The sequence below is a fragment of the Amycolatopsis decaplanina DSM 44594 genome, from assembly GCF_000342005.1.
Taxonomy (GTDB): domain Bacteria; phylum Actinomycetota; class Actinomycetes; order Mycobacteriales; family Pseudonocardiaceae; genus Amycolatopsis; species Amycolatopsis decaplanina.
The window spans coordinates 14,777-39,837 of record NZ_AOHO01000079.1 but is presented as its reverse complement, the minus strand read 5'-3'; the positions used below and the strand labels follow the sequence as shown (position 1 = coordinate 39,837).

The following is a 25,061-nucleotide window of genomic DNA, read 5'->3' as shown; positions in this document are numbered from 1 at the left end:
CCCAGGTTAGCGATCGAATTGGGTCAGGATCTTCACCGCGTCGGCGGAACCCGGGTCCTTCGGCGTGTAGATCTCCAGCCGGTGGTCGGGGCTGTCAGGCTGGAGCCACACCTGATAGTCGACGCTGACCGCGCCGACCGTGGGGTGTCGAAGATGCATGGTGCCGACGGTGCAGTCGGCGACATCGCCGGTCGCCCAGAGCGTCGCGAACTCGTCACTGCGCATCGAAAGTTCGCCGATGAGCCCGGCCAGCCGGGAGTCGGTGGGATAGCGGCCCGCGGTCAACCGCAGATAGGCGACATGGATCCGGGCGAGTTCGGCGCGGTTGCGGTGCAGGTCGCGGGTGAGCGGGTCGAGGAAGAACATGTGCGGCAGGGACGGCCGCCGTTCAGGATCCGAAGGAGCGTCGAAGCCGAGGTGTCCGGCCATGAGCGCGTGCCCGGCGTGGTTCCACGCGAGCACGTCGCCGCGACGGCCGAAGACCAGGGCGGGCACGGCTTCGCCGAGGTTCTCCAGCAGCGCGAGGACCCGGGGATGCGGGTCTTCCGGGCCGGGGTCGGACAGCTTGGGGAGGGCGGACTGCCGGGCGAGGTTGTGCAGGTGGCCGGTCTCGACGTCGTCGAGCCGGAGCGCGCGGGCGAGTGCGTCGAGCACCTGCCGTGATGCGGTTTCGGCCAGGCCCTGTTCCAGCCGCGTGTAGTACCCGGCGCTCACCCCGGCGAGCTGGGCGAGTTCCTCGCGGCGCAGACCGGGCACGCGGCGCGACGTGCCGTAGGTGCGCAGGCCGATCTCGGCGGGAGTCACCCGGTCACGACGGCTCTTGAGGTACACGCCGAGGCTTTCCATGACTCCGAGCCTAAATTCTTCGCGATCCGCGTGGGTGTACCCGCTGGGTGTACCCACGGCACGGGGATGGTCGACGTACCGCCGCCGTCACATCGTCGAGGCCATGACACGACAGCACACCCGGGCCTGGTTCGGCCTGCTGGTGATCCTCTGCCCGGTGTTCCTGGTCTCCATGGACGGGTCGATCCTGTTCCTCGCGATGCCCAGGATCAGCCAGGCGCTCACCCCCACGGCCGATCAGGCGTTGTGGATCCTGGACGTCTACGGCTTCGCGGTCGGCTCGCTGCTGATCGCGTTCGGCAACATCGGCGACCGGTACGGGCGGCTGAAGCTGCTGATGATCGGCGCCGCGGTGTTCGGCATCGGTTCGGCGGGCGCGGCGTTCGCCCCGAATCCGGAACTGCTGATCGCGTTCCGTGCCCTGATGGGACTGGCGGGAGCGACGCTGCTGCCGTCGGCGCTGGCCGTGCTGAGCGAGCTCTTCACCGATCCACGCCGACGGGCGCGGGCCATCGGCGTCTTCGCGGCCGCGTTCGCCGCCGGTTTCGCGATCGGCCCGGTCGTCGGCGGTGTTCTCCTGGAGCGGTTCCCGTGGGGCTCGGTCTTCCTGGTCAACCTGCCGGTGATCGCGGTGTTCCTGGCACTCGCGCCGGCGCTGCTGCGGGAGGCGCGGGCCACCGGTAAGGGCCGCGTCGACGTGCTGAGCGTCGTACTCTCCGCGGTCGGTCTCCTGCTCGCGATCCACGGGATCAAGCACGCGGCCGCCGACGGCCTGTCCGCCGTCGCGGTCTCCACGGCGATCACCGGGACCGGGCTGCTGGTGTGGTTCGCCCGGCGACAGCGGCGTCTGGAGTACCCGCTGATCGAGTTCTCCCTGTTCCGCGACCGCGTCTTCACGATCGCGATCGTCACCGGTCTGCTGCCACTGGCGGCGTGGTCGGCGGCCGCGTACCTGTCGGGGATCCACCTGCAGTCCGTGCTCGGCCTGCCCGTCCTGCACGCGGCACTGCTGGCGCTGCCCGGTGCGGCCGTGCTCACGACCCTCTGCGTCGTCACGCCCGCGCTGGCCGAACGGATCGGCGAACGCGCGGCACTGACCGTCTGCCACTTCTCCATCGCCGCCGGGCTGGCGCTGCTGCTCATGACCGGGGTCACGGGCGGGACGGGCTGGTACGTCGCCTCGACGATGGTCTCCGGTATCGGCTACGGCATCTCGTTCAGCATGGTGGCGGACACGGCCGTCGCCGCGGTGCCCGCCGAACGGGCGGGAGCGGCGGGCGCGATCGCCGAGACGAGCAATGAGATCGGCAACGCGCTGGGGATCGCGCTCATGGGCTCGCTCGCCGCGGTGGTGTTCCGTCTGGCCGGTCCGGACCTCGCGCCCACACTCGGCGAAACCCTGCAGCGTCCCGGTATCGCGCCCACGGCCGTCCTTGACGCGAAGGAGGCCTTCGTCGCCGGCCTGCACACCGCCGTCGCGGTGCTCAGCCTGCTGCACGTCGGGCTCGGGATCCTCGCCCTGCGCTGGCTCCCTCAGTCGGAGAAGGCGCTCGTGCCCCAAGCGTCGGCGTAGGCGAATTCAGCCAGAGGGACTCGCTCGCGCGGCGCCTTCTCGCGCTCGATCCGCCAGTCCTCTTCGAGCACCGAGGGGTCCGCGGGCGAGCCGACCGCGATGGCGACCTTGGGGATCACTTCGTCGGGGAGCCCGAAGAAGTCCTTCGCCGCTTCGGCGGAGAAGCCCGCCATCTGGTGTGCGATCAGGCCGAGGTCCACGGCCTGGAGCACGAGGTTCTCGCTCGCCAGCCCCAGCCCGTACTCGGCGTACGGGACTTCGCCCTTCTCGTTCGTGGTCACCATCACGCCGATCAGCAGCAGCCCGGCGCGATGGGCCCACGCGCGGTTGCCCGAGTTGAGCGTCGAGAGGATGCGGTCGAACGACGGCGTGCCCCGCGGGCCGACCAGGTAGCGGGCGGGCTGGGTGTTGCCGAACGACGGCGCCCAGCGGGCCGCTTCGAGCAGCGCGCGGACCTGGTCATCGGTGACGGTGGCGGACTCGTCGTAGGCGCGCGGGCTCCACCTGTCGGCCAGGATCGACGCGATGGGGGTACTCGTCTGGGCGGGTTTGTGCATTGGCGGACCCTAACAAGGCGTGCTCTCCGTCACTAAAGTGAAAGGCCTTCGACTATTTCGTTGGTGTCAAGGAAGATTTACTTCGGGGAGTCCTCGAAGTGGTGGTCAGGACCACTTACGAGGGTGGCGGGCGTGCGTGACCCCGGTAGGCTTTCGCCCAAATAAGGGACGCGGGGGCTCCTCGGTGCCCACCAGGAGCACGCCCGGCCCGTCGAGGAGGTTCGGGCGTGGCCCTCGTGGTCCAGAAGTACGGCGGTTCGTCGCTGGAAAGTGCCGACCGGATCAAACGCGTCGCGGAACGTATCGTCGCCACCAAGAAGGCGGGCAACGACGTGGTCGTCGTCTGCTCCGCCATGGGCGACACGACGGACGAGCTGCTCGACCTGGCTCAGCAGGTCAACCCGGCGCCACCGGAACGCGAGATGGACATGCTGCTCACAGCGGGTGAGCGCATCTCCAATTCGCTGGTGGCGATGGCGATTTCGGCGCAGGGCGCGGAGGCCTGGTCGTTCACCGGCTCACAGGCCGGTGTGGTGACGACGTCGGTGCACGGCAACGCGCGGATCATCGACGTCAGCCCCAGCCGGGTGACGGAAGCCCTCGACCAGGGCTACATCGCGCTGGTGGCGGGGTTCCAGGGCGTGTCACAGGACACCAAGGACATCACCACCCTCGGCCGCGGCGGTTCGGACACCACGGCCGTCGCGCTGGCCGCCGCGCTGAACGCCGACGTCTGCGAGATCTATTCCGATGTGGACGGTGTGTACACCGCCGATCCCCGGGTCGTGTCCGACGCCCGCAAGCTCGACACCATCGCCTACGAGGAGATGCTGGAGCTCGCCGCGAGCGGATCGAAGATCCTGCACCTGCGCTCGGTGGAGTACGCGCGCCGTTACGGCGTCCCGATCCGAGTCCGTTCTTCCTACAGTGACAAGCCGGGCACCACGGTGACCGGTTCTATCGAGGAGATCCCCGTGGAACAAGCGTTGATCACCGGTGTGGCGCACGACCGCTCCGAAGCCAAGATCACGGTGACCGGCGTGCCCGACACCGCCGGTGCCGCCGCCAGGATCTTCCGGGTGATCGCCGACAACGAGATCGACATCGACATGGTGCTGCAGAACGTGTCGAGCACCGTCTCGGGCCGCACCGACATCACCTTCACGCTGTCGAAGGCCAACGGGGCCAAGGCCGTGCAGTCGCTGGAGAAGATCAAGGACGAGATCGGCTTCGAGTCGGTCCTCTACGACGACCACGTCGGCAAGGTGTCGCTCGTCGGCGCGGGGATGCGTTCGCACCCCGGTGTCACGGCGACGTTCTGCGAGGCGCTCGCGCAGTCGGGCGTCAACATCGAAATCATCAACACCTCGGAGATCCGGATCTCGGTGCTGATCCGGGACGCGCAGCTCGACGACGCGGTGCGCGCGATCCACGAGGCGTTCGAACTCGGCGGCGACGAAGAAGCCGTCGTCTACGCGGGGAGTGGTCGCTGATGTCGGAAGGTTTGCGGGTAGGCGTGGTCGGGGCGACCGGTCAGGTCGGTGGCGTCATGCGCCGTCTGCTGGCCGAACGGGGTTTCCCGGTCGCCGAAATGCGGTACTTCGCTTCGGCGCGGTCCGCCGGTTCGAAGCTTCCTTGGCAGGACGAGGAAATCGTCATCGAGGACGCGACGACCGCGGACCCGTCCGGTTTGGACATCGCGCTGTTCTCGGCAGGCGGCTCGACCTCCAAGGCGCAGGCGGAGCGGTTCGCCGCGGCCGGTGCCACGGTGATCGACAACTCGTCGGCCTGGCGCATGGACCCGGACGTCCCGCTGATCGTCAGCGAGGTCAACCCGGAGGCCATCAAGGAAGCGCGCAAGGGGATCATCGCGAACCCCAACTGCACCACCATGGCCGCGATGCCGGTGCTCAAGCCGCTGCACGCCGAAGCGGGCCTGGTGCGGCTGGTCGCCAGCACCTACCAGGCGGTGTCCGGCAGCGGGCTCGCCGGCGTCGAGGAGCTGGAAGGCCAGCTCGCCGCGGCGGCGCCGAACGCGGGCGCGCTGACCCACGACGGCGCGGCGGTGACCTTCCCCGAGCCGAAGAAGTACGCGCGGCCCATCGCGCACAACGTCCTCCCGCTGGCCGGGTCCATTGTGGACGACGGGCTGTTCGAGACGGACGAAGAGAAGAAGTTCCGCAACGAGAGCCGCAAGATCCTGAGCATCCCGGAGCTGCTGGTCTCGTGCACCTGTGTGCGGGTGCCGGTGTTCTCGGGGCACTCGATCTCGATCAACGCGGAGTTCTCGCGGCCGCTTTCGGTCGTCCGCGCCACCGAGCTGCTGAGCGGTGCTCCCGGCGTCGAACTGTCGGACATCCCGACCCCGCTGCAGGCCGCCGGCCAGGACCCGTCCTACGTCGGGCGGCTGCGGACGGACCCGGGCGTCGACGGCGGCCGCGGCCTGGTGCTGTTCCTGTCGAACGACAACCTGCGGAAGGGCGCGGCGCTCAACGCCGTGCAGATCGCCGAACTGATCGCCGCCCACTCCTGACCCCCCTCCGCAATCAGTCACCTACTTGCGCTCGCGCTTGCGCGTCGAGTCCGAGGACCGCCGCAAGTAGGTGACTGATCGCGTCAGGGCTTCGTGGCGCCGGCGCAGGCCGCGTAGCGGGTGGCGAGGAACTCGCCCCGGGCGTCCCCGCTGTAGGCCCACATCCCGCCGTCCGCCCGCGTCCCCAAGTACCGGAACTGCTCGACGGCCTCGTCGAAGCGCCCGTTCTCCACGAGCGCCTTCGCCGCGTACGCCCGGTCTCCCCGCGTCGCCGGGTGGTCGCGGCCTTCGCCGTTGAGCCACGCCACGATCCCGTCGAGCGCGCCGGAGACCCTCGGGTCGCGCCACGCCGGAACGTCCTGGAACTCGGATTCGTGCGCGGCGATCAGCAGCAGCGGAGCCAGCTTCGGCGATTTCGCCGCGGCGCTCTCGGCGAACTCCCACATCAGCTCGGCCGACCCGAACCACTTCGGGCACCAGTACTGCAGCGCCCGCGTGTGCGCCCCGCGGTGCTGCGGGTCGCGTTCGACGAGCTCCGCCCAGACCCGCAGGTACTGGTCGTTCTCGTACTGCCGCCCCATCGCGATCGCGAGCGCGGTCACCCACGGCGTCGGATCCTCGGGGGCTAGCTCCGCCGCCTCGTGCGCGGCCTCTTCGGCCTGCTCCAGCACCCGGAAGAACGCGGCGAACTGCTCTTCGGAAACGTGCTTCGCCATCAGCCCGCTGCGCACCTCCCATGCCACGTGCACCAGCGACTCCGCGTTGACGAGCGCGGCGCCCGGGTCGCCGGGACGGGCCTTGCGCCACGCCCGCAGCCACTCGTCGTCCTTCGCGGCGGCCTCGCCGAGCGCGCCGTTCACCTGGTTGCGACGGTCCCAGTCACCCCAGGTCGACGCCAGCAGCGCGGCGGCGCCCTCCCAGTCGCCGCGGCCGGTCGACTCCTGGACGGCGAGGATCTCCTCGTCGATCCAGTACTCCTTGGTCGACACCTCGCCATCGGCCGGGAGGCCCCAGCGCGTGACGTTCGGGATTCTCCCCTTGAACTTGGGCTTCTTCGGCGGCAGCATCGCCAGGAGCTCTTCCGGCGTCATGCTCGCGGTGAGCTCGTCGATCTCCATTCCTCGTCGTTTCGCTTCCTTCGACAGGGCGAAGATGGCCTTGCGTTCACGGGATTTGAGCAACCAAAGCATTGGAACTCCTTACGAACGAACAAGTGTGCGTGACGGCCGGTAGCCGGCGGGCACCCCGGCGGCCGTCAGGAGCGCGCGCAGTGGCGCGGTGTCGGATTCGGCCGCGGTCGCCTTGTCGAGCGCCGGCGCGAGCTGCTCTTCCCAGGGCCCGTCCAAGGTGAACGGCGCCGGTCCGGACCACGAGAGCGACCATCGCCCCGCGCCGACGTCGGTGAGTGCCGCGTGGACCACCATCGCCAGCCGCCCGCGGACGGAGACGGCGGCGAACTCCCGGCGGGCGCGCGGCCCGGCCCCGGCGGGCGGCTCCGCGCCGGGGTCGGCGAGTTCCTCGTGTCTCCCCGCGTCGAGCAGGTCCAGCGCCATGTCCAGGGTGCGTTCGCCCAGGATCTCGGCGGCCGCTTCGGCGGCGGCGTGACGGCGGCCGATGGCGACCAGGGACTGCCAGTCCGTCCGCCGCATCGCGAGCGCCTCTTCGGAGAAGACGGTGAACAGGGCCTCGTCGAGCATTTTCTCGGCGCCGGTCAGCAGTTCGGTCGCCGGGCGCTCCCCGCCGGAACGGACCGGGATCCGGGCGCCCGCCTCGAGCGTCGCGACACGGTCACGGGTGGCCGGGTGCGTGTCCCACCGCGAGGTCTCGTCCTCGGCGGGGTTCCGGCGCATCTCCTCCATCTGCTCCGCCCGGATCGGGTCGGTGAGCAGCGCGCGGTAGCCCTCGCCGAAGCGGTCCGGGAGGTATCCCGCGTCCCAGCCGATCGCGGCGTAGTTGTTCATGAAGAACCGCCAGGTGACGGCCAGCGCTTCGATCTCGCGCAGGGCCGAGGTCGCCGCGTCGGTGCCGGCGAGCCGCGCCGAGACGGCGTCGGCCGCGAGTTCCTGGGCTCGGCAGACACTCAGCGAGACGACGAAGTACAGCTTCGCGTACTGCTTGAAGAGCCAGCCGACGAAGCGCTCGAAGTACCCTTCGCGGTTGAGGCCGTTGACCACCCGCGCGATCGACTTGCGCCCGCGATAGGTCAACGCGGAGAACCGGGTGTCCTTGTTGCCGTAGTGCCCCAGTTCGTGCGCGAGCACCGCGCGGAACTGGTCCTGGCGCAGGCCCATGATCAGCGGCACGCCGATGATCATCCGGCGGCGCAGCACCCGCAGCCCGAGCCACGAGGTCCGCTCGGTGACGGCGGCGTTGACGTCCGGATCGAGGTAGATCTCGTCCGGTGGCCGGGTGCCCGCTTCGGCCGCCAGCTCCCGGACCAGCGCCCAAAGAGCGGGCTGGGACTCCGGCGTCACCTGGACACCGGGTACGTCGTCGTCGGTCACCCGCTCGACCGTGAGCAGGGTCTTCAGCAGGATCCAGCCGACCGGGACGGTGATGATGCCGAGCTTCACCGCCGCGAAAACGTTGTGGCGCAGCGCCAGCACTTCGAGCGCCACGATCCCGCCCACGAACGCGAGCACGAGCAGCGGGAACCCCGCCAGCAGGACGGCAGCGAGCAGCCCACGTAAAGACTTCACTGTGAAACGGACCTTCCCCAGAGTTGGTGTTCCCCCGACACCGAGCGCTCATTGTGCCCGAAGCGCCTCCCGCGGCCGATCACTTTTCGAACACGATCGAAGACTTCGCGATGAACATCACGCCGTGCGTGGTAGTCGTGTGTGGACTGTCCATTGTGGATTCGGTAATTGCCTTGTCCGGTTCGTCCGGCCCGTGCATGCTCAACGGCGGCAAAACGTTTTCCACGAAGGGAAAGTCATGTACACGGCGGTCGAAGGCTCGCGGGTTCCGATCCGGATGTGGGCGGACCCCGCATCGGTCGAGGACCAGGCCATGCGACAGCTGCACAACGTCGCCAACCTGCCGTGGGTGCACGGCGTCGCGGTCATGCCCGACGTCCACTACGGCAAGGGCGCGACCGTCGGCAGCGTGATCGCGATGCGCGACGCGGTGTCCCCGGCCGCCGTCGGTGTGGACATCGGCTGCGGGATGAGCGCGGTGCGGACCTCGCTCACCGCCGCCGATCTGCCCGACGACCTGCTGAAGCTCCGCCGCCGGATCGAATCGGCCGTCCCGGTCGGGTTCGGCCTGCACAAGACCCCGGTGAACCCGGCGAAGGTGCACGGTGTCGGTGGCTGGGACGCCTTCTGGAAGTCCTTCGGCGACCTGCATCCCGGCGTCCAGGACCTGCACGACCGAGCGTCGCGCCAGATCGGGAGCCTCGGCGGCGGTAACCACTTCATCGAGGTCTGCCTCGAACAGGGCGGCGACGACGAAGGCCGCGTGTGGCTGATGCTGCACTCCGGTTCGCGCAACATCGGCAAGGAACTCGCGGAACGGCACATGGCCGTCGCGCGGAAGCTGCCGCACAACGCGGACCTGCCGGATCCGGACCTCGCGGTGTTCGTCGCGGGCACGCCGGAGATGCAGGCATACCGGCGGGACCTGTTCTGGGCGCAGGACTACGCGGCGCGCAACCGCGCCACCATGGTCGCCCTCGTGAAGCAGGCGCTGAAGGACGTCGTCCCGCGGACGACGTTCGACGACGCGATCTCGTGCCATCACAACTACGTGGCGGAAGAGACCTACGACGGCGTCGACCTCCTGGTGACCCGCAAGGGCGCGATCCGCGCGGGTTCGGGTGACCTCGGGATCATCCCGGGCAGCATGGGCACCGGTTCGTACATCGTGCGCGGTCTCGGGAACGCGTCGTCCTTCCAGTCCGCGTCGCACGGGGCGGGCCGCCGGATGTCGCGGAACAAGGCGAAGAAGCTGTACACCGCCGAAGACCTCGCCGCGCAGACCGCCGGTGTGGAATGCCGCAAGGACTCCGGCGTGGTGGACGAGATCCCGGCCGCGTACAAGGACATCGAAACGGTGATCAAGGCGCAGACGGATCTCGTCGAGGTGGTAGCGCACCTCAAGCAGGTCGTCTGCGTGAAGGGCTGAATTACCGGGCGGTTCGTGGGTGGTGGCCGGGGGAACCCGACATACCACCCACGAAGTCGCTAGGCTGACCTGTATGAAGAGGTTGGGAATCGCGGCGCTCCTGTCGGCCGCCGGACTCGCGCTGGCGGGCTGCAGCGAGGTCACGAACGCGGTCGATCAGACGAACAAGGCCGCGACGAAGGTCAGCGCTTGCGCCGAGGCGCTCAGCCTCGCCGACCTCAACCCGGACCCGGCCACACTCAAGGAGCGGGCCGCGGACAAGGAGCGGCGCCTGCGCGAGCTGGCCAACAGCGTCGGCGAGAAGGACGTGGCGGGCGCGCTCACCGGCATGGCCGACTCGTACCTGCAGGCCCAGAAGGAGAACATCCACGACGCGGGCAAGGTCGCGGACTGGACCAAACGCAACCTCGACCGGCTGGACGCCCTCCGGAAGGTCTGCGCCTGACAAATCCTCGCAATTCGGCACCTGCTTGCGATAGACGTGCGTGCAACTACCGCAACCAGGTGCCGAAACGCGTCAGGAAGAAGTGAGCGCGGGCACCTGGGCCGGAGTGCGGGAGCGACGCCAGAACAGGCCGACCGAAGCGATCGCCAGCGCGCCCAGCGCCGAGGCCGCGAACCCCCAGCCGGGGCTGGAGTGGTCGATCACGAACCCGATGATCGGGCTTCCGACCGCCAGCCCGATCCTGCTGGCCGCGTCCAGCAGGCCCATCGCCTCACCGCGGACCCGCGGCGGCGCCGCCGCGCTGACCGTCTCCGTGCTCGCCGCGAGCGTCGGCGCGCACAGCACGTTGCTCGGGAAGAGCACGATCGCCAGCAGCCACCACGGGTGGTCGATCAGCCCGACCGGCAGCGTGAGCACCGCGAGCAGCACCATCAGCGTGCCCTGCGAAAGCGACCGCCGGACCGCGCCGTGGATCGCCCCGCCGAGGACGGACGCGACGCACATCAGCGTGATCAGCAGTCCGGACCAGGCGATGTCGCCGCTCGCGCGCAGTGTCGCCAGTGCGGCGAGTTCCATGCCGACCAGGCAGAACAGCGCGCCGGCGGCGATGAACATCGCCATCACGAGCCGTCCGGTGAGCCAGCTCCGCACGGGCGGCCGCTCCCCGGCGAACACCTCGGCGTCGGCCTCGGCGCGGATCGGCGGGTTCTGCCGGTAGATCAGCGTCGCCGAGAGCGCGAAGCAGACTCCGATCCCGGTGAGCGCGTAGACCGCGGGCAGCTGCGTGATCGCCATGATCCCGGCCGACGGCCCGATCATGAACGACGCCTCCACCAGGATCGTGTCCAGCGAGTAGGCCGCCCGCCGTTGTTCCAGCGGCACGAGCGCGGTGAGCACCAGTCGTGCGAGCGTCCCGGCGGGCACCGACAGCACGCCGGCGGGGAGCGCGACCGCGAGCAGCACCTGATACGGCAGATGCGGCGCGCTGATCCAGAACGCCGACGAGGCCAGCCCGCAGATCGCGACCACCGGCCGCAACCCGTAGCGGTCGACGTACCGGCCGACGAGCGGTGCCCCGATCGCGCTGCCGAGCGTGATGGCGGCACCGATCAGCCCGGCCGCGCCGTAGCCACGGCCGAGGTCGTTGACCACGTACAGCGTCATCGTCACGCCCATGGCCGTCATCGGGAGCCGCGCCAGGAACATCAGCAACATCGAGCTGGGAACCCCGGGCACGGCTAACACGCGACGGTACGGAGCGAGGGCCATACGACCGATGAGAACGTAACTTGGTACGCGCGTGCAAGTTTTTTTCACGTTGCCGGGTCACCCGGTCCGGGGTGTTTTCTTGACTGATTCCAGATTAGGCGAGAGGGTGGGGATGGCTGACCGCTCACCACCACGAACCAGGAGGCACCGGCGTGACCTTGCCGACCACGAACAACGTGGGCATCCCCGTCGCGAGCGACAACGACTCGCTGACGGTGGGCTCCAACGGCCCGATCCTGCTCCAGGACCACTACCTGATCGAGAAGAACGCCCAGTTCAACCGTGAGCGTGTGCCGGAGCGCGTCGTCCACGCCAAGGGCGGCGGCGCGCACGGCTTCCTCGAGGTCACCGAGGACGTCAGCCAGTTCACGAAGGCCGCCCTGTTCCAGCCGGGCGTGCGCACCGAGAGCCTGGCCCGCTTCTCCTCGGTCGCGGGGGAGAACGGCTCGCCCGACACGTGGCGCGACCCGCGCGGCTTCGCGGTGAAGTTCTACACCTCCGAGGGCAACTACGACCTCGTCGGCAACAACACCCCGGTGTTCTTCATCCGCGACCCGATCAAGTTCCCCGACTTCATCCACTCGCAGAAGCGCCGTGCCGACAACCACCTGCGAGACCACGACATCCAGTGGGACTTCTGGACGCTGCGGCCCGAGTCCGCGCACCAGGTCACCTGGCTGATGGGCGACCGCGGCATCCCGTCGAACTGGCGGGAGATGGACGGCTTCGGCTCGCACACCTATCTGTGGGAGAACGCCGGCGGCGAGAAATTCTGGGTCAAGTACCACTTCAAGACCGACCAGGGCATCGGCTACCTGTCCCAGGCCGACGCGGACCGGATCGCGGGAGAGGACTCGGACTACTACATCCGCGACCTGTTCAAGAACATCGAGAAGGGCGATCACCCCAGCTGGACGCTGTACGTCCAGGTGATGCCCTACGCCGAAGCCGCGGACTACCGCTTCAACCCGTTCGACCTGACCAAGGTGTGGCCGAAGGGCGACTACCCGCTGATCAAGGTCGGCCGCTGGGTGCTCGACCGCAACCCGGCGAACTACTTCGCGGAGATCGAGCAGGCCGCGTTCGAGCCGTCCAACCTGGTGCCGGGCATCGGCCCGTCGCCGGACAAGATGCTGCAGGGCCGCCTGTTCGCGTACCCGGACGCCCACCGCTACCGGATCGGCGCGAACTACACGCAGCTGCCGGTCAACGCGCCGAAGTCCCCGGTGAACAGCTACTCGCGCGACGGCGCGATGCGCTTCAACAACCCGGGCGACCCGGTGTACGCGCCGAACTCCTACGGCGGCCCGCACGCGAACGCGGAGATCGCCTCCGAGACCGCTTCGGGCTACGGCGTCGAGGACGAGGTCATCCGGTCGGCGTACAAGCTCCACGCCGAGGACGACGACTTCGGCCAGCCGGGCACGCTCGTCCGCGACGTCATGGACGACGCGCAGCGTGAGCGGCTCGCGAACAACATCATCGGCCACGCTTCGAACGACGTCTCGCGGCCGGTGCTCGAGCGCGTCTTCGAGTACTGGCGGAACGTCGACAAGGACCTCGGAGACAAGGTCGCGAACGCCTTCCGCGAGTAAAGGACCTCCTTCGAGAGGCTGCTCCCACCACCGGAACGCACCCGGCGCGCGTCATCCCCCGCGCGCCGGGTGCGTTTCCATGTCCCCACTCGCATGTGAAACCAGAAGGTGGCGGGGCGTGCGTGGGGGACACCCCGAGTGGAGCAGTGCGACACGCCTGTCCGACGGAGTGATGAAGCCAAACGATCACCGTTTACACCGCTGTGGGTGAACGAGTCGCACCGCCGTGTCGATCGGTCACAGCTGGTCATAAAACGGCGGGAAAAAGATGATCTTCAGGGGGAAGCACAAGATTTCGACGTTAATCAATTGTGGGGGTCTTCCCCGGGAATGAATCCGGCACGTAAGGGTTAGAAAACGGTTCCAACCGGTGATCGGGTGGTGTTCGGCCGATACGGCGGGTATCGATTTACCTCGTCAGGTCCCAGAGGCCAGGAGGTAGGAAATGAAAGGCAACATTGCCCGGATGATTGCCGTGGTCGCCACCGGCAGTCTGTTGGCGGTGGCCTCGGCCGGCGCCGCGACGGCTGGTACCGATGGTGGAAAGGGTTCGTCGAACACGCAGGCGCTCGCCGCGCAGGTGCTGCAGATGCGAGACGGCCTCACCAAGGTGGCCTACGCCGGTGACGTCTCCAAGACGCGGGCGGACTTGGACAAGCTGAGCCCCGTCCTCGGTGACATCGCCGCGGGCAAGCGCTACCAGATCCAGACCGAAACGCAGAAGCTCGGCGACCTGGCCCAGGGCCGCTCCGTCGAGTCCAGCAGGCTGCTGGCCGACCCGACCGCCAAGGCGCGTCAGCTGCCGCCGCTGCCGGTGCCGATCCCGTCGCTCCCCGACCTGCCCGGACCGCTGAAGATCGTCAGCGACCTGGTGAAAGCCCTGCTCGCGGCCGTGACCGGCATCCTCGCCGGGCTGCTCGGCGGACTCCCTGTCCCGCCGCTTCCGGTACCGCCTGTGCCGCTCCCCACGCCCTAGACCGCGGGAGTCGTCCGGTTTCGCCGTGCAGGGCGGCGGACCACGAAATGGGGGCCGGGGCCCGAGTGGGGACATTTCTCCTCACTCGGGCTCTGGCCGTCACCGGGGCGCGAGGCCCAACCGCAGCGCGCCCGCCGCTTCGGCCGTCGCCTCACGGAACCGGCGGCCTACGCCGAGGAAGTTGATGTACCCGTGGATCAGGTCCGGCTGGCGGCTGAGCGCCACCGGGACCCCGGCCTTCCGTAATTTCTCCGCGTAAGCCTCGCCCTCGTCGCGCAGCGGGTCGAAACCGGCTGTCGCGATATACGCGGGCGGCAATCCGGAAACGTCACCGTGCAACGGGGAGAGTTTCGGGTTGTACAGATCGGTGCCCTTCGGCACGTAATGTCCTTCGAACCAGCTCATATCCGAATCGGTGAGGAACAGGTCCTCGGCGAACAATTCCCGGGAGCGGCGGCGCACGGTGAAATCGGTCGCCGGGTAGAACAGCAGCTGGAACGCCGGGATCCCGCCACCGCGTTTCACCGCCTGCTGCGCCGTCACCGCCGCGAGGTTCCCGCCCGCGCTGTCACCGCCGACGGCGATGCGTGCCGGGTCGGCGCCAAGGTCCCGCGCCTTCGCGAAGGCGTACTCGAACGCCGCGATCGCGTCTTCGGTGGCGCCGGGGAACCGCGTCTCCGGCGCGAGCCGGTACTCCACCGAAAGAACCCGCACGCCCGCCTGTTTCGCCAGATAGCGGACGGTGTTGTCGTGGGAGACGCGGCTGCCGACCACCCAGCCGCCGCCGTGGAAGAACACCAGCAGCCCGGACGGGTCCGGCAGTCCGGCCGGTGTGTAGAGCGTGGCCGGCACGTCACCGTCACCCGTGGGGATGAGCAGTTCCCTGGTGGCGACCGGCTCGATCGTCGGCCCGCTGACCAGGTGCCGGCTCGACAGGAGCATGCTGCGCGACTCTTCGACGCTTCCCCGCACCAATGATGCCTTCGCCAGCTTCTGCAGGCGGAGCAGGAGTTGGGCGTCCAGCGCGAGTTCCTGCCCGTCGAGGCGGAGCGGCGGTCCGGCGATGGCCCTTCTGACCGGCTTCGGGAGCCAGAACGCCAGCTGCGAAAACGCGGCCTCGGCTCGGATCTGGAGCGGTATCGCCATGCTTCCTCCTGAGGGCTTCCCGGTAGGTTACTTTCGAGTAGGTATGCCGTCCAGCGGGAACGGGGACGGTTGCGGCGAACGGGTGTGACGCAGGACTCCGTTCCAGATCCTGGTCCTCCACTTAAGTAGAGGGGTTAGCCTCGGAAACGTGACTTCGACGAACGCGGTTCATGTCCTCGGTATCGGCGGCTCCCTGCGGGAGGGCTCGCAATCCGAGCGCGCGTTGCGGATCGCGCTGGACGGCGCGGCTGCGGCGGGAGTCACCACCGAACTGATCTCCGGCCCTGACCTGGTGCTGCCGTTCTACGACACCGCGTTGGAGGAACGGCACGAACAGGCCGTGCGGCTGGTCGAGGCGATCCGTCGCGCCGACGGGATCATCGTGGTCTCGCCCGGTTACCACGGCGCGTTGTCCGGCCTGGTCAAAAACGCCCTGGACTATGTCGAAGACCTGCGCGACGACGCCCGCCCGTACCTCGACGGCCGCGCGGTCGGCCTCGCCGCCGTCGCGTTCGGCTGGCAGGCCGCGGTCACCACGCTGGAGCAGCTGCGCACGATCACGCACGCGCTGCGCGGCTGGGCCACCCCATTGGGTGGTTCGATCAACACCGCGGAGACCAAGTTCGACGAAGCCGGCGGCGCCTCGGACGAGAAGAGCGTCCGCACGCTCCGCCTGATCGGAAGCCAGGTCGCCGAGTTCGCGCTGAGTCGCGCCGGTCACTAGTCGTTTGTTCCGGTCATCGTCCGGGTAATTCCCGGACGTGATGCCTGCCATGGGGTGGCAAGGTTTCGCGGTTGCGGGACGTTGACACCGAAGAGACGCTCAACGGGGCGTGTCTTGAGACCAGGAGGTAGGCGAAGAATGGCTGAGGCTCTGTACACCGCTGTGGCCACCGCTCGCGGCGACGGCCGCAACGGTGAGGTCACGTCCTCTGACGGCGTCATCGACGAGTCGCTGGCGATCCCGAAGGAGATGGGCGGCCCCGGCGGGGACAAGACCAACCCCGAGCAGCTCTTCGCCGCCGGTTATTCCGCCTGCTTCCACTCCGCGTTGCAGCTCGTCGCGCGCCAGGCGAAGGTGACGCTGGACGGCTCCACCGTCACCGCCGAGGTCAGCGTGCTCAAGCAGGACGTGGGCTTCGGTCTCGGCGTGGCGCTCAAGGTTTCGCTGCCCGGCCTGGAGCAGGCGCAGGCCGATCAGCTCGTCGAGCAGGCGCACCAGGTGTGCCCCTACTCGAACGCGACCCGCGGCAACATCGAGGTCGCACTGTCCGCGTCGGTCTGATCCCGAAACGCGGCAGATCCACTCCCGAACCGGCTAGTTTCTGAAAGGAAGACCGAACATGGGCAAGTCTCCGATCCAGAGTCCGTTGAGCGAAGCCGACAAGGAGATCACCGGTAACGCCTTGCAGGCCACGCTGGTCGATCTGGTGGATCTGTCGCTGATCGCGAAGCAGGCCCACTGGAACGTCGTCGGCGCGAACTTCCGCAGCGCGCACCTGCAGCTCGACGAGCTGGTCGCCACCGCGCGCCAGTACGTCGACGAGGTCGCCGAGCGCGCCAACGCCATCGGTATCTCGCCGAACGGTCAGGCCAAGGCCGTCGTCGAGAGTTCCGGCCTGCCGGATTACCCCGACAACTGGCAGTCCGTCGAGTCCACGGTCGCCGCGATCGTCGACATCCTCGCGGCGCTGATCGAGCGGCTGCGCAAGCGCATCGACGAGACCGACAAGAGCGACCTGGTCACTCAGGACCTCCTCATCGAGATCACCCAGGAACTCGAGAAGGCGCACTGGATGTGGCAGGCGCAGCAGGCCTGATCCTCTTCGCGTCACCCTCGTGAGTGGTAATGACGGTTCTAACCGTCATTACCACTCACGAGCCTCACTGTCACCGAGCCGGGTGCGCTGTGTCACGCCGGATTTCCCCGGGCCCTACCGGCGCGTAACGTCGGGGGGTATGGGAGTCGCCGGAGACGAACGTCGTGCGTTGAGCGAGCTTTTCGAAGAGGTCGGCCCGGACGCGCCGACCTTGTGCGCGGGCTGGAAGACGCGGGATCTCGCGGCGCATCTGCTGGTCCGTGAGCGGCGGCCCGACGCGGCGCCCGGGATCCTGGTGCCGGCGCTCGCGTCGTACACGCAGCGGGTGCAGGACTCCTACGCCGCGCGCCCGTGGTCCGAGCTCGTCGGCAAGGTCCGGTCCGGCCCCGCCTGGTACTGGCCGACGTCGATCGGCGCGCTCGACGAGCTGACGAACAGCGCGGAGTTCCTGGTGCACCACGAGGACGTCCGCCGAGGGCAGCCCGGTTGGGAGCCACGTCCGGCGGAGTCCGCGCGGGACGCGGCGGCGTGGAAGTCGGCGAAGCAGGCCTCGAAGCTGAACCTGCGGAAATCACCGGTCGGCGTGATCCTCAAGACCCCCGAAGGACGCGAAGCGCGAGTGAAGGAAGGCCCGGACACGGTGACGGTGATCGGCGCGCCGATCGAGCTGCTGCTGTTCGTCTTCGGCCGTGATGCCGCCCGGATCACCTTCGAAGGTGACGCTTACGCGGTGGACAGGCTTCGGAAGCACGATCGCGGACTCTAGAGTTCGTCCATGCCGATGATCAGTGTTTCGATGTTCCTGGGCCGCACGGCCGAGCAGAAGCAGGCCCTCGTGCGCGAAGTGACCGACGCCTTCGTCCGCACCTGTGGCGGCAATCCCGAAGGCGTGTGGGTGACCATCAACGAGATTCCCGCCGAACACTGGGCGTCCGGCGGGACTCTCTTCTCCGAGCGCTGACCCCGGCTCGCCGGGGTCAGCGAAGCCCGACGGCCCGCTGCGCGAAGAACACCTCGATCGCGGTCTGCTTGATCGTCTCGGCGATCACCAGCGATCCGTGGCCCGCGTCGAACCGGTAGAACTCGAACGGGATCTCCCGCTTCGCGAGCCTGTCGAGGTAGTTCTCGACCTGCCGGATCGGGCAGCGCGGGTCGTTGTCCCCGGCGAGCACCAGCACCGGCGCCGCCACGGCCTCGACGTAGGTGATCGGCGAGCATTCCCGGTACACCGCCGGCACCGCTTCCGGTGAACCGCCGAACAGCGCCCTGTCGAACGAGCGGAGCTGCTCCATCTCGTCCTCGTACGCGGCGACGTAGTCCGCGACAGGCACTCCGGCGATTCCCGCCGCCCAGCGCGCCGGCTGGGTGCCCAGCGCCAGCAGGCTCAGGTAGCCGCCCCACGAGGCGCCGTTAACGACGCATTTGGCCGGATCCGCGAGTCCACTTTGGACAGCCCAGTCGTGCACGGCGGCGACGTCTTCGAGTTCGGTCAGGCCGGGGCGGCCTTCGATGGCGTCCCGCCAGGCCGAGCCGTACCCGGTCGAGCCGCGGTAATTGACCTCGACGACGGCGAATCCGGCGTCGAGCCATACGGCGCGATACGCGGAGAACCGGTCCTCGTCGGCCGAGTGCGGCCCGCCGTGCAAGGAGAAGACCGTCGGGAGCGGACCTTCGGGCGCGTCGGCCGGACGCGAGACCAGTGCGTGGATCCGCCCGCCGATCCCGTCGACGAACGCGTCGGTGACCGGTGCGGATTCCGGGGCGCGCTCGCCCGGCGGTTCGAGGAGCACCGAGTCCTCGCCGTTCACTGTCCGCGCACGCACGGCCGTCGGCTGCGCGGCACTGGACCACGAGTACTCGACGGTGCCGTCGGGCCGAACCCCGGCGCCGCCGATCCGGCCGGGCAGTGTGTCCAAAGAGGACAATTCGCCGCTCGCGAGGTCGTACCGGTGCAGGGAACTGCGGCCTTGGTGGAAGTGGACGACCAGCAGTGCCCGTGCGTCCGGGTACCAGCCGGCGACCACCTCGCCGGGCAGGTCCAGCTCGATCTCCCGCTCGGTGTCCGCGGCGGTGTCCCAGATCAGGAGTTCTTCGCGACCGCGCCGCTCGTGCAGCACCAGCAGCCGCTGATCGCCCGCGACCGGAGAGAACTCCAGCGCGCCGAGGCCCTTGCCCTCGCCGTCCCACTTGTCGGCGACCGTCGTGAAGCCGTCGGTCGACAGGACGCGCAGCGCGGGGTGTCGCGAATCACCGTGCTCGGAGTGGGAGATCGCGAGCAGCGACTCGTCGCGGGACAACGAGGCGATCCCGGCGTCGTCTTCGTGCCGGTAGAAGCTGGTGGTCTCGCCGTCGATGCGGGCGAAGAGTTCGCTGCCGTCGTCGGTCGAGACGCCGACGGCGATCACCCGGGTACCGATCTCGAGCCCGGCGGGGTAGCCGTCGTGGACGTCCGGCACCGCGCGCTCGGCGGCGGCTCCCGGTGCGAACGGTTCCCGGACCCAGGAACCGAATTCGTCGCCGTCGGTGTCGTTGAACCACCAGATCCAGCGGCCGTCGGGGGACGGGGTCGCGTGCATGGTGCCGTTGGGCCGGTCGGTGACGCGGCGGTGCTCGCCGGTCGAGCGGTCCCAGGAGTAGACCTCCCAGACGCCGCTGGCGTTGGAGACGTAGACGTTCGCGTCCGGGGCGTCGATGGCCCATTCGGGGACCGAGATGCGCGGCGCGCGGAAGCGGGCCCGCCACCTGGCCTCGGCTTCGGCGTCTTCGAACAGGCGGTCCGGGACCGCCGCGGACGGATATTCAGTGCCTGGCTGCGTGCTCACCCCTCGATCCTGCCACTGGAGAGCCGTACTGTGTGCGGGGTGCTGGAGGGAAACGCGCCGCGCGCCGCGGTGTCCGCGCGGTCCGCGCGTCAGGCGGTCGAGCGGGCCGTGTTCGCGCAACCGCTGTTCGGACCGGGGATGGGGTGCGTCGACGTCGGCTGCGGGCCGGGTTCGGTCACCCTCGGTATCGGAAACGGACACAGAAAGTCCACAGTGGACTTTTTACTGGCGGAGGTGTGCGCGTTGCCGTTCGCCGAGGCTTCGGCGGACGTGGTCTTCGCGCACGCCGTCTTCGAGCACCTGAGGGAACCGGGCGCCGCGCTGGCGGAGCTCCGGCGGGTCCTCAAACCGGGCGGAGCGCTCGCACTGTCCACATCGGACTGGAGCCGGGCGCGGCTCCGGCCGAAGACGGCGAACGTCGACGCCGCCCTCCGGGGACACTACTTGTTGTGCCGCCGCGCGGGCGGTGACCCGTTCGCCGGGCGCTCGCTGCCCGCCGCGGTCGCGGCCGCCGGTTTCACCGACGTGCGAACGAAAATCCGCTACCGCACGGACACGACATACCGGGCGCTGGCGACGTCTGTGGAGGCGCGCCTGGTGACGGCGCTGGAAACCGCGACGACCCCGGACCGGGACCAGCTCGCTTCGGCCGCCCGCTCGGCCTGGTCCTGGGCGCGCTCGGGCGACGGTGATTTCGCCCAATGCTGGACCGAAATCCTCGCCACACGCTGACGCCCGCCGCCGTGCTGTTGACACCCGCCCGCACTGCGTGGCCCGCCTATCCCACTGGCCCTGACGGTCCCCCTGACCCCGGTTGTCCACACCCACCCGCCGTTGTGGACAGCTACCCCCGTCGGGCCCGCTTTCCGGCCGTCCCGCCCCCTCGCGCCGATAGACTGGGTCCGGGGTCGCCCCCCTGGGAGTGGCGGGGGCCGGCCAGGGCTGGCGTCCTCGGGTGCGGCCTTCGCGGTGCGGCGAGGTGCATGTCCTATGGGACGTTGAGCGTCTTCGCTCTCGGCCGTTCGATGGCGGTGTCGCGAAAGCCACTTTCGAGACAGCAGACGTCGCGAAAGTGGCTTTCGCGACACACCTCGACGTCAAAAGTACGAGGCCTCAACGCGAAAGAGCCTTGCTCGCGAAAAGCGAGCAAGGCTCTTTCGATCCAACGTCGGGGTGGCGGGATTCGAACCCACGACCTCCTCGACCCGAACGAGGCACGCTACCAAGCTGCGCCACACCCCGGGGTACTGCTTAACGGGTCGTGGAGAAGTTTAGCGGACGGTGTTTCGGGCTTTGCGGGGGGATGCGTTCCGGTGGTTCGCGCTGGTCGTGCCCCGTGGGACGAGGTTCAGCAGGCTCGCCTCGGGAGGGCACGCGAAGCGGGCGGGGGCGTACGGCGACGTGCCCAGTCCGGCGGAGACGTGGAGCCACATCTGGGCACCCCAGCGGGACGCGCCGCGGGCGCGGGTGCGGTCGAGTTCGCAGTTGGTGACGAGCGCGCCGTAGCCGGGGACGCGGAGTTGCCCGCCGTGGGTGTGGCCCGCGAGGACGAGGTCGTAGCCGTCGCCGGCGAACTCGTCCAGGACGCGGGGTTCCGGGGAGTGGGTGACACCGATGCGTACCGCCGCGCCGGTGTCGGCCGGGCCCGCGATGTCGGCGTAGCGGTCACGGTGGAGGTGCGCGTCGTCGACGCCGGCGGTGAACACGTACTGGTCGGCGACCTCGATGGTGCGGCGGACGTGGGTGAGGTCGTTCCAGCCGTGTTCGACGAAGGCCGCCCGGAGGTCGCGCCACGGCAGGTGCTCGCCGTGGATCCGCTTCTTCTTGCCCTTCGGCATGAGGTAGCGGGCGGGGTTCTTCGGTTTCGGCGCGTAGTAGTCGTTGCTGCCGAAGATGAACACGCCGGGCCTGTCGAGCAAAGGACCGAGTGCGCGCAGCACCGACGGGACGGCCTGATGATGTGACAGGTTGTCACCGGTGTTGACGACGAGGTCCGGTTCGAGCTCGTCGAGCGCCGCTACCCAGCGTTGCTTGCTCAGGTGACCGGGGAGCATGTGCAGGTCCGAGATGTGGAGGATCGTGAAGGGCTTCGCCCCTGCCGCGAGGACCGGGAGCTCCGCGGTGCGAAGCGTCCACCGGCGCCTTTCGACACCGACGGCGTAACCGAGGGTCGCGGCTCCCAGGGCGACGGTTCCCACGGCCAAGCGCCGTATCGTCGCCCCCGAAGTACTTTTGTTACTGAGCGTGCTCACAATGTCCAGTTTACGTGCTCTTCGGTGGTGATCGTTCGCCCCCATTCCGGCGATCCGGGAAAATCGCTGGAATGGCCTCTTTTCTTCACTTTCCGTGGTCGGGGCGGGGTGTCGTGATCAGTCGACATGATCCCGTCGGCCGATGTTCCCCGTTAGGCCGCCAGGCGCTCACTTAAAGTTAGTTTTCGTGACTAATCGTGATTTGCGCTGGTGAACGCGGCCGTTGTCGATCAGCGTCCGCCACCCATGTATTTCGGGTCCGGCTGCGGCAGCGGCAGTGCTTCCTGACCTTCGAGGATCTTCGACATCGCCCCGAACCAGGTCTGCGCCGGCGTCTTCCCGCCGAACATGTTCGGATTGCAGCCACCGGTGCGTACGTTGCCAGGTCCGAAGTAGCAGAGGCCGCCGTTTCCGCCCTTCGGACGGAACACCATCGCCGCGCCTGCGAGCTGCGGGGTGGCCCCGAGGTACGTCCCCGAGCCGTTGTTCTGCGTGGTTCCGGTCTTGCCCATCACCGGCCGGTTCCACCCGGCGCCGCCCGCGGCGACGGACGACGTGCCGCCGGGTGCGCTGTCCCGGCTCAGCCCGACGGCGAGGGTGTTCGCCAGACCTTCGGGGACCACCTGCTCGCAAGCGGCTTCCTTGACGGGCACGGGCTTTCCGTCCCGGTCGGTGACGCCGGCCAGCGGGGTCGGCGGGCACCAGACGCCACCGCTCATGATCGTGGCGCCGACGTTCGCCAGTTCCAGGCCGCTCAGGGGGGCGGGGCCGAGGGTGAACGAGGCGTTTCCTGCCCAACCGGGCCTCGGGCCGAAGGCCTGGAGCTGACTGGCGTTGACGCCGGGGTTGTCGGATTTCGGGTCGACGGCGCCACCGCCGAGGTTGCTGGCCATGGTGTCGCGCATGCCGAGCTTGCGCGCCATTTCCACGACCGGGCCGGTGCTTCCGATTTTCTCTTCGAGGGCCACGAACGCTGTGTTCGGCGAGGTCGCCAGCGCCTGCTGCATCGACATGGCGCCACCGGCGGGGTTGTAGTCGCCCGCGTTGCCGAGGCAGTACCAGCGGGAGCGCAGCGGAGGCCCTGTCGGAGCGCACTTGTTGCCACCGCCGGCGAACACGCTGGAGGTGTAGAAGTCCGGCACCGGCAGAGAACTGTTGATCCCGGCCACGCCCGCTTCCAACGCCGCGGCGGCGGTGAAGACCTTGTACGCCGAGCCGGCGCCGCCGGTGTTGTAGACGCCGGAAGGCAACGCGAACGTCGTCTGGCCCTGATCCTCGTGCAGCCCGTAGTCACGGTTCGCCGCCAGCGCCACGACTTCGTGTCGCTGCTTGCCCGGCTTCACCAGCGAAAGCGTGTTCGCGACGTTTTCCTGCGTCTTCTTGACCTGGGCTTCGGCCGACATCTTGGCTTCGTGGTTCGCCCGTTTGTCCAAAGTGGTCTTGATCCGATAGCCGCCGGTGTAGAGATCGTCCTTCGTCATGCCGTTCTTGAGGAGATAGTCCTCGACGTACTGGCAGAAGAAACCGTTTTCCGTCCCGGCGCCGGTGCAGTTCGAAGCGGGTTTCTGCGGACCGCCTTCGACGACGCCGAGCGGCTCGGCCTTGAACCGTTCCGCGTCCACCTTCGCGAGCTTCTGGTTGTCGACCATGCGGTCCAGCACCAGGTTGCGGCGTTCGGTCGCCTTCGCCGGGTTCTTCCACGGGTCGTTGACGATCGGGTTGTTCACCAGACCGGCCAGCAGCGCCGCCTGCGGCACCGTGAGCTTCTCGACGGGCGTGTTGAAGTACGCGTTCGCGGCGGCGCCGACGCCGTAGATTTCGCGCGAGAACTCGACGACGTTCAGGTAGCCGGTCAAGATCTGCATCTTGTTCAGCTTGGTTTCCAGCTGGATCGCGATCCGGGCTTCCTTCAGTTTCCGGGCGACCGACTGTTCCTGTGCGCGCTTCTGGCCCGGCTTGTCGTCCCGGTAGACGACGTTGATCAAGTAGTTCTTGACGTACTGCTGGGTCAGCGTCGACGCGCCCTGCGTGTCCCCGCCGGTGCTGTTGCTGACCGCCGCGCGCAGCGTGCCCTTCCAGTCCACCCCGTTGTGCTCGTAGAAGCGCTTGTCCTCGACCGAGATCAGCGCCCACTTCATGGCGTCGTTGATCTGAGTCTCGGTGGTGGGGATGCGGAATTGCTTGTACAGCGTCGCGATCTGTTCGCCGGTGTTGTCGGTGATCGTCGTCACCAGGGGCGGCGGAATGTCCGCGAGGTCCGAAGATGTCTTGTCGACGGTCTCGCTCGCCTGATTGGAAAGCACCCCCGCGGCACCCGCCACCGGGAACAACATCCCCGCGACCAGCACCCCCGCGAGCACACAAAGGCCAATGAGCTTCAGCAGACCGTCCGTTTTGCGCACGCGGACCAGGGTACGCGGATCCCGTTAGCCCACCGTGACGTCACCTCGCTGTAGGTGTGGATTCGGTTACGAAACCGACCCCATGGGGTGACGGATGGTAGTCGGAGGCATTCTAGGGCTTGGCGGAGGGAACCGAGGGCCCTTACAGTCCGTCAACGTCTCACGTATGAAAAAGCCGACAGACGGGTGAGTGCGAGCGGCAGTCGCATTCGGCCGAACGGAGGCACCGGCACCGGGGAGGTGCCGGCTCAACCGACGTGAGCACACAGGGAGACACGCTCATGGGGGCAGGAGCGCAGGCTTTTCGTCCTCCCGTGGTGTGTCGAACACCAGGGTAGGGAGCTGGGGGTATGGAAACCAACCAGTCGAGCTGGCGAGTCAATGCGTCGTGCCGCGACACCGATCCGGACGGTTTGTTCGTCCGGGGGGCGGAACAGAACCGGGCCAAGGCGGTCTGCCTCGGTTGCCCGGTCAGGACGGAATGCCTCGCCGAAGCGCTCGATGGCCGGATCAACTTCGGCATCTGGGGAGGTATGACCGAACGGGAACGGCGGGCGCTGCTGCGGCGGCGGCCGGACGTTTCCAGCTGGGCGGACCTGCTTGAAGCGGCGAAGCGCAGTTTCACCGGGATCGACGAAGAGGAACACGTACGCGTCCGAGTCTCGTGATCATGACTCCGTGAAGGGCCCCTTCCCCG

24 protein-coding genes and 1 tRNA gene are annotated in these 25,061 nt (G+C 68.5%); 14 read left to right on the top strand and 11 right to left on the bottom strand.

Annotated elements, in window-relative coordinates; translation table 11 throughout:
* Nucleotides 1-6: 6 nt before the first annotated feature.
* Nucleotides 7-846 carry a helix-turn-helix transcriptional regulator gene (locus tag H074_RS36370; RefSeq protein ID WP_007035099.1) on the bottom strand — a complete coding sequence of 280 codons (840 nt, stop codon included), beginning with the start codon at nt 844-846 and terminating at the stop codon, nt 7-9.
* A gap of 103 nt (nt 847-949) precedes the next feature.
* On the opposite strand from H074_RS36370, the gene H074_RS36365 reads away from it, so the two are divergent.
* Nucleotides 950-2,419 (top strand): MFS transporter, encoded by a 1,470-nt coding sequence (locus H074_RS36365; RefSeq protein WP_007035098.1) that lies wholly within the window; start codon nt 950-952, stop codon nt 2,417-2,419.
* Here the strand turns inward: H074_RS36365 and H074_RS36360 are convergent.
* Nucleotides 2,380-2,976: a nitroreductase family protein gene (locus H074_RS36360; RefSeq protein ID WP_007035097.1), complete on the bottom strand. Its 597-nt coding sequence runs from the start codon at nt 2,974-2,976 to the stop codon at nt 2,380-2,382. The two genes, H074_RS36365 and H074_RS36360, sit on opposite strands and share 40 nt — an antisense overlap.
* A 227-nt stretch (nt 2,977-3,203) precedes the next feature.
* Here H074_RS36360 and H074_RS36355 point away from each other — a divergent pair, with 227 nt between their 5' ends.
* Nucleotides 3,204-4,469, top strand: a complete 1,266-nt coding sequence (locus H074_RS36355; RefSeq protein WP_007035096.1) for an aspartate kinase — start codon at nt 3,204-3,206, stop codon at nt 4,467-4,469.
* Nucleotides 4,469-5,509 carry an aspartate-semialdehyde dehydrogenase gene (locus H074_RS36350; RefSeq protein WP_039924315.1) on the top strand — a complete coding sequence of 347 codons (1,041 nt, stop codon included), beginning with the start codon at nt 4,469-4,471 and terminating at the stop codon, nt 5,507-5,509. The genes H074_RS36355 and H074_RS36350 overlap by 1 nt, the downstream gene beginning before the upstream one ends.
* 83 nt (nt 5,510-5,592) lie before the next feature.
* On the opposite strand, the gene H074_RS36345 is transcribed toward H074_RS36350, so the two are convergent.
* The 3 genes from H074_RS36345 to H074_RS40875 form a co-directional block, all read right to left on the bottom strand.
* Nucleotides 5,593-6,699, bottom strand: a complete 1,107-nt coding sequence (locus tag H074_RS36345; protein WP_007035094.1) for a DUF4034 domain-containing protein — start codon at nt 6,697-6,699, stop codon at nt 5,593-5,595.
* 9 nt (nt 6,700-6,708) lie between these two features.
* A complete protein-coding gene (locus tag H074_RS36340; RefSeq protein ID WP_007035093.1) occupies nt 6,709-8,208 on the bottom strand; it encodes a M48 family metallopeptidase in 1,500 nt (499 codons plus the stop codon).
* 79 nt (nt 8,209-8,287) lie between these two features.
* Complete coding sequence (locus H074_RS40875; protein ID WP_161630727.1) at nt 8,288-8,434, bottom strand: hypothetical protein; 147 nt, start codon at nt 8,432-8,434, stop codon at nt 8,288-8,290.
* A 12-nt stretch (nt 8,435-8,446) separates the two neighbouring features.
* On the opposite strand from H074_RS40875, the gene H074_RS36335 reads away from it, so the two are divergent.
* Nucleotides 8,447-9,637: an RtcB family protein gene (locus H074_RS36335; RefSeq protein ID WP_007035092.1), complete on the top strand. Its 1,191-nt coding sequence runs from the start codon at nt 8,447-8,449 to the stop codon at nt 9,635-9,637.
* 73 nt (nt 9,638-9,710) lie between these two features.
* Complete coding sequence (locus tag H074_RS36330; RefSeq protein WP_007035091.1) at nt 9,711-10,082, top strand: hypothetical protein; 372 nt, start codon at nt 9,711-9,713, stop codon at nt 10,080-10,082.
* Nucleotides 10,083-10,154: 72 nt separating this feature from the next.
* Here H074_RS36330 and H074_RS36325 read toward each other — a convergent pair whose 3' ends face one another.
* Nucleotides 10,155-11,297, bottom strand: coding sequence for an MFS transporter (locus H074_RS36325; protein ID WP_039924313.1), 1,143 nt, complete (start codon nt 11,295-11,297; stop codon nt 10,155-10,157).
* A gap of 206 nt (nt 11,298-11,503) precedes the next feature.
* Between H074_RS36325 and H074_RS36320 the strand changes: the two genes are divergently transcribed.
* Both H074_RS36320 and H074_RS36315 read left to right on the top strand, forming a co-directional pair.
* Nucleotides 11,504-12,946: a catalase gene (locus H074_RS36320; protein WP_007035089.1), complete on the top strand. Its 1,443-nt coding sequence runs from the start codon at nt 11,504-11,506 to the stop codon at nt 12,944-12,946.
* 445 nt (nt 12,947-13,391) lie between these two features.
* Nucleotides 13,392-13,922, top strand: coding sequence for a hypothetical protein (locus tag H074_RS36315; RefSeq protein ID WP_007035088.1), 531 nt, complete (start codon nt 13,392-13,394; stop codon nt 13,920-13,922).
* Between the two features lie 99 nt (nt 13,923-14,021).
* On the opposite strand, the gene H074_RS36310 is transcribed toward H074_RS36315, so the two are convergent.
* A complete protein-coding gene (locus H074_RS36310) occupies nt 14,022-15,068 on the bottom strand; it encodes an alpha/beta hydrolase (RefSeq protein ID WP_007035087.1) in 1,047 nt (348 codons plus the stop codon).
* Nucleotides 15,069-15,216: 148 nt separating this feature from the next.
* Here H074_RS36310 and H074_RS36305 point away from each other — a divergent pair, with 148 nt between their 5' ends.
* The 5 genes from H074_RS36305 to H074_RS36285 all read left to right on the top strand — a co-directional run bounded on the left by H074_RS36305 (nt 15,217) and on the right by H074_RS36285 (nt 17,849).
* Nucleotides 15,217-15,792 (top strand): NADPH-dependent FMN reductase, encoded by a 576-nt coding sequence (locus H074_RS36305; RefSeq protein ID WP_007035086.1) that lies wholly within the window; start codon nt 15,217-15,219, stop codon nt 15,790-15,792.
* 138 nt (nt 15,793-15,930) lie between these two features.
* Nucleotides 15,931-16,353 carry an organic hydroperoxide resistance protein gene (locus H074_RS36300; protein ID WP_007035085.1) on the top strand — a complete coding sequence of 141 codons (423 nt, stop codon included), beginning with the start codon at nt 15,931-15,933 and terminating at the stop codon, nt 16,351-16,353.
* Between the two features lie 58 nt (nt 16,354-16,411).
* A complete protein-coding gene (locus H074_RS36295) occupies nt 16,412-16,888 on the top strand; it encodes a Dps family protein (RefSeq protein WP_007035084.1) in 477 nt (158 codons plus the stop codon).
* Between the two features lie 139 nt (nt 16,889-17,027).
* Nucleotides 17,028-17,654: a TIGR03085 family metal-binding protein gene (locus tag H074_RS36290; protein WP_039924308.1), complete on the top strand. Its 627-nt coding sequence runs from the start codon at nt 17,028-17,030 to the stop codon at nt 17,652-17,654.
* 9 nt (nt 17,655-17,663) lie between these two features.
* Nucleotides 17,664-17,849, top strand: a complete 186-nt coding sequence (locus tag H074_RS36285; protein WP_007035082.1) for a 2-hydroxymuconate tautomerase — start codon at nt 17,664-17,666, stop codon at nt 17,847-17,849.
* A 16-nt stretch (nt 17,850-17,865) separates the two neighbouring features.
* Here H074_RS36285 and H074_RS36280 read toward each other — a convergent pair whose 3' ends face one another.
* A complete protein-coding gene (locus H074_RS36280) occupies nt 17,866-19,710 on the bottom strand; it encodes a prolyl oligopeptidase family serine peptidase (RefSeq protein WP_007035081.1) in 1,845 nt (614 codons plus the stop codon).
* A 39-nt stretch (nt 19,711-19,749) separates the two neighbouring features.
* Between H074_RS36280 and H074_RS36275 the strand changes: the two genes are divergently transcribed.
* The gene (locus tag H074_RS36275) at nt 19,750-20,442 is read left to right on the top strand and encodes a class I SAM-dependent methyltransferase (RefSeq protein ID WP_007035080.1); all 693 of its coding nucleotides are present in this window, start codon (nt 19,750-19,752) and stop codon (nt 20,440-20,442) included.
* 436 nt (nt 20,443-20,878) lie between these two features.
* Here H074_RS36275 and H074_RS36270 read toward each other — a convergent pair.
* The 3 genes from H074_RS36270 to H074_RS36260 all read right to left on the bottom strand — a co-directional run bounded on the left by H074_RS36270 (nt 20,879) and on the right by H074_RS36260 (nt 24,364).
* Nucleotides 20,879-20,952 (bottom strand) — tRNA-Pro (locus tag H074_RS36270).
* Between the two features lie 29 nt (nt 20,953-20,981).
* Nucleotides 20,982-21,923, bottom strand: coding sequence for a metallophosphoesterase (locus tag H074_RS36265; protein ID WP_039924370.1), 942 nt, complete (start codon nt 21,921-21,923; stop codon nt 20,982-20,984).
* A 269-nt stretch (nt 21,924-22,192) separates the two neighbouring features.
* Entirely contained in the window at nt 22,193-24,364 is a 2,172-nt protein-coding gene (locus tag H074_RS36260; RefSeq protein ID WP_007035078.1) for a transglycosylase domain-containing protein, read from the bottom strand.
* Between the two features lie 350 nt (nt 24,365-24,714).
* Here H074_RS36260 and H074_RS36255 point away from each other — a divergent pair, with 350 nt between their 5' ends.
* Nucleotides 24,715-25,032 carry a WhiB family transcriptional regulator gene (locus H074_RS36255; protein WP_007035077.1) on the top strand — a complete coding sequence of 106 codons (318 nt, stop codon included), beginning with the start codon at nt 24,715-24,717 and terminating at the stop codon, nt 25,030-25,032.
* Nucleotides 25,033-25,061: the final 29 nt, after the last annotated feature.